Origin of the sequence: Amycolatopsis rhizosphaerae (genome assembly GCF_007713715.1) — a bacterium.
In the GTDB taxonomy this organism is placed as follows: Bacteria; Actinomycetota; Actinomycetes; order Mycobacteriales; family Pseudonocardiaceae; genus Amycolatopsis_E; species Amycolatopsis_E rhizosphaerae.
On the sequence record NZ_VJWX01000396.1, the window covers coordinates 1 to 6,657 of the forward strand.

General features: G+C 73.5%; 6 protein-coding genes. All 6 read left to right on the plus strand.

The genetic code is table 11. The annotated features are described in order from the left end of the window. Positions 1-2,174: heavy metal translocating P-type ATPase (locus FNH05_RS28520; RefSeq protein ID WP_144591939.1), on the plus strand; the 2,174-nt coding region annotated here is incomplete at its 5' end. Between the two features lie 92 nt (positions 2,175-2,266). Then, on the plus strand, positions 2,267-2,848 hold the full coding sequence (locus FNH05_RS28525; RefSeq protein WP_246127991.1) for a TetR/AcrR family transcriptional regulator: 582 nt from the start codon (positions 2,267-2,269) through the stop codon (positions 2,846-2,848). After that, positions 2,845-4,317, plus strand: a complete 1,473-nt coding sequence (locus FNH05_RS28530; protein ID WP_246127992.1) for an MFS transporter — start codon at positions 2,845-2,847, stop codon at positions 4,315-4,317. The genes FNH05_RS28525 and FNH05_RS28530 overlap by 4 nt, the downstream gene beginning before the upstream one ends. An 80-nt stretch (positions 4,318-4,397) precedes the next feature. Beyond that, complete coding sequence (locus tag FNH05_RS28535; RefSeq protein ID WP_144591940.1) at positions 4,398-4,910, plus strand: hypothetical protein; 513 nt, start codon at positions 4,398-4,400, stop codon at positions 4,908-4,910. A gap of 73 nt (positions 4,911-4,983) precedes the next feature. Further along, positions 4,984-5,595, plus strand: a complete 612-nt coding sequence (locus FNH05_RS28540) for a hypothetical protein (RefSeq protein WP_144591941.1) — start codon at positions 4,984-4,986, stop codon at positions 5,593-5,595. 33 nt (positions 5,596-5,628) lie between these two features. Next, the coding region (locus tag FNH05_RS28545) for a serine/threonine-protein kinase (protein WP_246127993.1) at positions 5,629-6,657 on the plus strand (1,029 nt) is incomplete at its 3' end.

Here is a 6,657-nt window from a genome sequence, read left to right on the forward strand (position 1 = left end):
AGCTCAACAAGGTCGACGGCGTGAGCGCGACCGTCAACTTCGCCACCGAGAAGGCCAAGGTCAGCTACCCGGACGGCACCACACCCGAAGAACTCGTCAAGGGGGTCGAGGCGGCGGGCTACACGGCCGAGCTGCCCGCACCTCCCCGGCAGGAGAACTCCCCCGCCGAGCCGGAGGATCCGACGCGCCCGCTGCGGCAGCGGCTGATCACCTCGGTGGCGCTGGCCGTGCCCGTGATCGCACTGGCGATGATCCCGGCCTGGCAGTTCACCAACTGGCAGTGGCTCTCCCTCACCCTCGCCGCCCCGGTCGTGGTGTGGGGTGCGTGGCCGTTCCACAAGGCCGCCTGGACCAACCTGCGGCACGGCAGCGCCACCATGGACACGCTGATCTCGCTCGGCGTGGGTGCGGCGTTCGGCTGGTCGGTCTACGCGCTGTTCTTCGGCATGGCGGGCATGCCCGGGATGCGCCACGGGTTCGAGCTGATCGCGGCGCGCGGCAGCAGCGGCTCGGCGATCTACCTGGAGGTCGCCACCGGGGTGACCGCGGCGATCCTCGCGGGCCGCTATTTCGAAGCCCGCTCCAAGCGCCGGGCGGGTGCCGCCCTGCGGGCTCTGCTGGAGCTGGGCGCCAAGGATGTCGCGGTCCTGCGGGACGGCCGTGAAGTGCGCGTACCGGTGGAGACCCTGCGCGTGGACGACGAGTTCGTCGTGCGTCCCGGGGAGAAGGTCGCCACCGACGGGATCGTGGTCGACGGCAGTTCCGCGGTCGACGCGAGCATGCTCACCGGCGAGTCCGTGCCGGTCGAGGTGCGCCCCGGCGACACCGTGGTGGGCGCGACGGTCAACGCCGGGGGCCGCCTGGTCGTGCGGGCCACCCGGGTCGGCGCCGACACCCAGCTCGCGCAGATGGCCAGGCTGGTCGAGGACGCGCAGAACGGGAAGGCCGCCGTGCAGCGCCTGGCCGACCGCGTGTCGGCAGTGTTCGTCCCGATCGTGATCCTGCTGGCCCTGGGCACGCTGACGGCCTGGCTCGTCGCGGGCGCGGGCACCGCCGCCGCCTTCACCGCCGCCGTGGCCGTGCTGATCATCGCCTGCCCGTGTGCGCTCGGGCTCGCCACACCGACCGCGCTGCTGGTCGGGACCGGCCGCGGGGCGCAGCTGGGCATCCTGATCAAGGGCCCGGAGGTGCTCGAATCCACCCGGGGCATCGACACCGTTGTCCTGGACAAGACCGGCACTGTCACCACCGGCAGGATGAGCCTGGTCGCGGTGCACACCGCCGAAGGCGAGGACGAAGCCGAGGTGCTGCGCCTGGCCGGTGCGCTGGAAAGCGCCTCCGAGCACCCGATCGCCAAGGCCATCGCCACCGCGGCCGGCCGGACCGGCGAACTTCCCGCCGTCGCCGGGTTCCGCAACAGCGAGGGACTCGGGGTGCAGGGCATCGTCGAGGGCAAGGCCGTGCTGGTGGGCCGCCTCGCCCTGCTGGAACAGTGGAGCGTCCACCCCGGCGAAGCGCTCGTCGCGGCGAAGAGCGAGGCCGAACGCCTCGGCCGGACCGCGGTGCTCGTGGCCTGGGACGGGCGGGCGCGCGGGGTGCTCGTCGTGGCCGACACGCTCAAGCCGACCTCGGCGCAGGCGGTACGGGAACTGCGGGCACTGGGGCTGACGCCGATCCTGCTCACCGGGGACAACGAGGCCGCCGCGCGGGCGGTCGCCGCGGAGGCGGGTATCGAGGAGGTCATCGCCGAAGTCCTGCCCAAGGACAAGGTGGACGTGGTCACCCGGCTGCAAGGGGAGGGCCGCAGGGTCGCGATGGTCGGTGACGGCGTGAACGACGCCGCCGCGCTCGCCCAGGCCGACCTCGGCCTGGCCATGGGCACCGGGACCGACGTCGCGATCGAAGCCAGCGATCTGACCCTGGTGCGGGGCGATCTGCGGGCCGCGGCCGACGCGATCCGGCTGTCCCGGCGCACGCTGGCGACGATCAAGGGGAACCTGTTCTGGGCCTTCGCCTACAACGTCGCCGCCCTTCCGCTCGCCGCGCTGGGCCTGCTCAACCCGATGATCGCCGGCGTCGCGATGGCGTTCTCGTCGGTGTTCGTGGTGTCCAACAGCCTCCGGCTGCGCCGCTTCCGCAGCGGCATCACCGACGGCAGCCCCGTACAGGGCTAGCCAGCCGAACGAGTGGGCGGCCCGGGCAACTCGCCCTGGCCACTCACTTGTTAGTTAGTACCTGGTAACTACTACCTGCTAACCTGGCCGTCATGAAGATCAGCGGGGCCGCCCGGATGTCGGGGCAGCAACGGCGGGAACAGTTGCTGGAGCTGGCGGCGGAGGAGTTCGCGCGAGCCGGGCTGCACGGGACGTCGACCGAAACGCTGGCGCGGCGCGCGGGGATCACGCAGACCTACGTGTTCCGGTTGTTCGGCTCGAAGAAGGCGTTGTTCCTGCAGGTCGTGCGGCAGGCGTTCGGGCGGCTGGTCGAGGGTATGGACCAGGCCGCGGAGCAGGGCACGGACGATCCCCTCGCCGCGATGGGCCTGTTCTACGACCGCGCGCTGGCCGACCGGACCGGGCTTCTGGTGCAGTTGCAGGCCTTCGCCGCCTGCGGGGACCCCGAGGTCCGCACGGTCGTGCGCGAGCAGATGGCCCGGATGTGGGCGGTCACGGCCGAGCGCAGCGCGCTGCCCCCGGTGGCGGTCAAGACCTTCCTGGCCTACGGCATGTTGCTCAACACCGCGGCCGCACTGGAGGTCGACGAGGTGGACGCGGAGTGGGCGCACGGCATCCGCACCCGCATCCAGGCCGGCCTGTTCGACCATCTGACCGAGGAGAACAACCGGTGACCTCCTCCCCCGCGCCCGGATCCGGCCGGGCTGCCGGGCCCGGCACCCGCCTGGTGGCGGCCCTGGTGTTCATCGCGCTGGTCGTCGCCGTCATCGGCAGCCTGGGCGCCCCACTGATCACCGCCGTGGCCCAGGACTACGGGTTGTCGCTGACGGCCGCGCAGTGGACTCTGACGATCGCGCTGCTGTCCGGTGCGGTGGCCACCCCGCTGCTGGGCAGGCTGGGTTCGGCCCGGCGGCGGCGGAAGGTGGTCCTGGCCACGCTCGCCACGGTGACGGCGGGCAGCGTGGCGACGGTGGTGCCCGCGCCGTTCGCGGTGCTGCTGGCCGGGCGGGCCGCGCAGGGCGCCGGGCTGGGGCTGACCGCGTTGATGATGGCCACGGCCCGCCGGCATCTCGGTGACCGTGCCCCGGGCACGATCGCGATGCTGTCGGTGGCCTCCACGGCGGGCATCGGCGTGGGCTACCCGGCCGCCGGGTTGCTGGCGCAGGTGGGCGGCGTGCGGGCCGCTTACCTGCTCGGCGTGGTGATCACTGCCGCGGCGCTGGTCACGGCCATCGCCGCCCTGCCTCGCGACAGCGCCGACGCGCCGGCCGGGGAAACCGTGGACTGGTTCGGTGCCCTCCTGCTTTCACTCGGACTGGTGGCCGTGCTGGTGGTCACCAGCCAGAGCGGCCTGTGGACCGGCAGGCCGCTGCTGGCCGGGCTGGTCCTGGCCGCGGGCCTCGCCCTGCTGGCCTGCTGGGTCGTGGTGGAACTGCGGGTGCCCCGGCCGCTGGTCGATCCGGCGGCGTTGCGGCACCCCGCGGTGGCCGCCGCGAACCTCGTCATGGGGGTGTCCGGCATCGCCATGTACCTGCTGTTCACGCTGATCACCCGCTACGTGCAGACCCCGCCCCAGTCCGGTTACGGGTACGGGCTCACCGAGGTCGAAGCCGGGCTGGTGCTGGTGCCGTTCTCCGTCCTGGGCTTCGTCGCCGGGCGCGTGGTCCCGCGGCTGCGGCAGCGGGTGGGCCCGTTCGCACTGCTCGCCGCGGGCGGTGTCGTGGTGGTCGCCGCCTGCGTCCTGTTCGCCGTTACCAGGACCTCCGGCGTGGCCTGGCCGATCGTGGCCATGGGGGTGCTGGGTTTCGGCGTCGGTGGCTTCTCCGCGGCCATGCCCCAGGCGATCCTCGCCGTCACCCCGGCCGAAGAGACCGCCGCCGCGATGAGCGTCAACCAGGTCGTCCGCTCGGTGGGTTTTTCCCTCGGCAGCGCACTCGGCGGCCTGGTCCTCGCCGCCTACACCGTGCCGGGGCACTTCGTTCCCACCGGCCCGGGCTACACCACCGCGGCCTGGACGGCCGCCGCCCTGGGCGTGGCCGGCATCGCACTGGTCGCGGCCACCGCCCCGGCGCGGCGACGGCACGTCCCGACCGCTGCTCCCGAGGGGGCCCCGTCTTCGCCGTCGGCCCCCCGGCGCCGATGAGGCACTTGACGCCGTGGTGACGCCCCCGCGGCAGGGTCGCGGGCACGACCACACCGCCGCGCCACGGAACGGGGAGTGCGATGAGGGTGCGCCGCCCGCTGGCCCTGGCTCTGTGCGCCGTGACCGTCGGCGGCTGCGGGAGCGCCACCGGCCCGCACCGGAATCCGGCTCTGCCCGGCGGCCTGCCCTCGCCGCCCAGCCAGGTGGCCACCGGCGGCCAGGCTTGGGCCGCGCAGGCGCAAAACGCCTGTCAGGGCGCGTTCGCGCGGAAAGGGCGGTCGCCGGTGGCGCAGTCGGGCGATTCGGACGATCAGGCGGCGATGGACGGCGAGTGGGCCGCCGGAGTGCAGAAAGCCACGGTGAACGTGCTGGCCGCGCTTCCCGGCGCGCCCGCCGAGGGTGCCGCCCTCGTGCGGAACCTGCGGCAGATCGCGGCCCTCAACACCGAACTGGCCGGGCTGCACGGCAGGCACGTGCTCTTCGACAGCCGGGTCGACCAGGCCGCCACCGACCTGATCCGGCTCCAGGCCGAGATCGCCGGCTTCGTCCAGGATCTCGGCACCCCGTCGTGCAAGGCGATCGCCGACCTGTAGGACGACTCTGGTCCCCGCCGGAGGGGACCGCGGGCCCTTGCCCGCCCGGACCGCGCCGTCCGACCGTGGAGGCATGGGCACAGCCGACGACCGCATGCTCATCGAATCCGCGGTCCCCACCTTCGACGCGATGATCGTCGAACACGCGGTGGTGTACGCGGACCGGGCCACCACCTTCGAAGCGGCGCGGAACGTGGACTTCCTCACCGTGCGCACTCCCCTGCTCACCGCCGCCTTCTGGGTCCGGGACCTGCCGTCCCGCCTGTCGGGCGGGGCCGCACCGGACCGGCCGGAGGTCGTCCTGTCCGAGGGCATCGGCGTGCCCGGCTGGCTGCTCCTCGGCGAGCGGGAAGGCCAGGAAATCGCCTTCGGCGCGGTGGGGAAGTTCTGGCGGCCCACCATCGTCTGGCGCGACGTGCCCCGCGAGGAGTTCGCCGGGTTTTCCGAGCCCGGCTGGGGCAAGATGGCGGCCAATTTCTCGGTGCAGTCCTACGGCAACGACGCCACGCTGCTGAGCTACCAGTGCCGCACGGTGACCACGGATCTCGCGTCACGGCGGCGGTTCCTCCGGTACTGGCAACTGGTCCGGCCGCTCGCCCGGCATGTGCTGCGCGCCACACTGCGAACGATCCAGCTCAACGCCGAAGCGGCCGCGGTCCGCCCGCCGGAACCGGAAGGCGAGTGAGCGGGCCCACCGGCGGACACATAACCTGATCGGGTGACCCAGCCACGGACAGATCAGGCACCGGCCGCCCCGGAGGAAGCAGCGGACTCGGTACTCGCCGGCCGGTACCGGCTGCAGCACCGCCTCGGCGCCGGGGCGATGGGCGTGGTGTGGCTGGCCGACGACGAACGCCTGCAGCGCCCGGTGGCGGTCAAGCAGTTGTGGCCGTCCACACCGGACCCCGCCCAGGACCGGGAAACCCGCGCGCGGGCGCTGCGCGAGGGCCGCATCGCCGCGCGGCTACGGCACCCGCACGTGGTCACCGTGCACGACGTCACCGAGCACAACGGGCAGCCGATGCTGGTGATGGAGTACGTGCCGTCCCGCAGCCTCGCCACGGTGCTGGCCGAGCAGGGCGCGCTGTCGCCGCGCACGGTCGCCCGGCTGGGCATCCAGGCGGCCTCCGCGCTGGCCGCGGCGCACGCGGCCGGGATCGTGCACCGCGACGTCAAACCGGGCAACATCCTGGTCGGCGACGACGGCACGATCAAGATCGCCGACTTCGGCATCTCCCAGGCCCCGGGCGACGTGACCATCAGTCGCTCCGGGGTCGTCGCCGGCACCCCCGCCTACCTCGCGCCGGAGATCGCGCGGGGCCACCAGCCCAGCCCCGAATCGGACATCTTCTCGCTCGGCTCGACGCTCTACACCGCGGTCGAAGGCGTGCCCGCCTTCGGTGAGGACGGCGAGGAACCGCTGGCGGTGCTGCGCCGGGTCGCGGCCACGGACTTCGAGCCACCCCGGCAGGCCGGGCCGCTGAGACCGGTGCTGATGGCGATGATGCGCCCCGAACCCGAGGCACGCCCGACGGCGGGCCAGCTCACCGTCGCACTGTCGGCGGTCGCCGAGGGGCGCCCGCTCGACCCCGCGACCCTCGACCCCGCCAGCGGGCGCACGCAGCCGGTGCTGCGGACGCCTGCCGAGAGCAGCGCGACCGGTCCGGTACCCGAGTTCCAGACCGCCGGGGGCGGCACCCGCCTGGACTCCCGGCCGGTCTCCGCGGAAACCGCTCCCGGCTCCGGC

Excerpts from the sequence above, each read along its gene's own strand:
- FNH05_RS28525 (WP_246127991.1), top strand. The coding sequence starts at position 2,267 with ATGAAGATCAGCGGGGCCGCCCGGATGTCGGGGCAGCAACGGCGGGAA.
- FNH05_RS28535 (WP_144591940.1), top strand. The coding sequence starts at position 4,398 with ATGAGGGTGCGCCGCCCGCTGGCCCTGGCTCTGTGCGCCGTGACCGTC.
- FNH05_RS28540 (WP_144591941.1), top strand. The coding sequence starts at position 4,984 with ATGGGCACAGCCGACGACCGCATGCTCATCGAATCCGCGGTCCCCACC.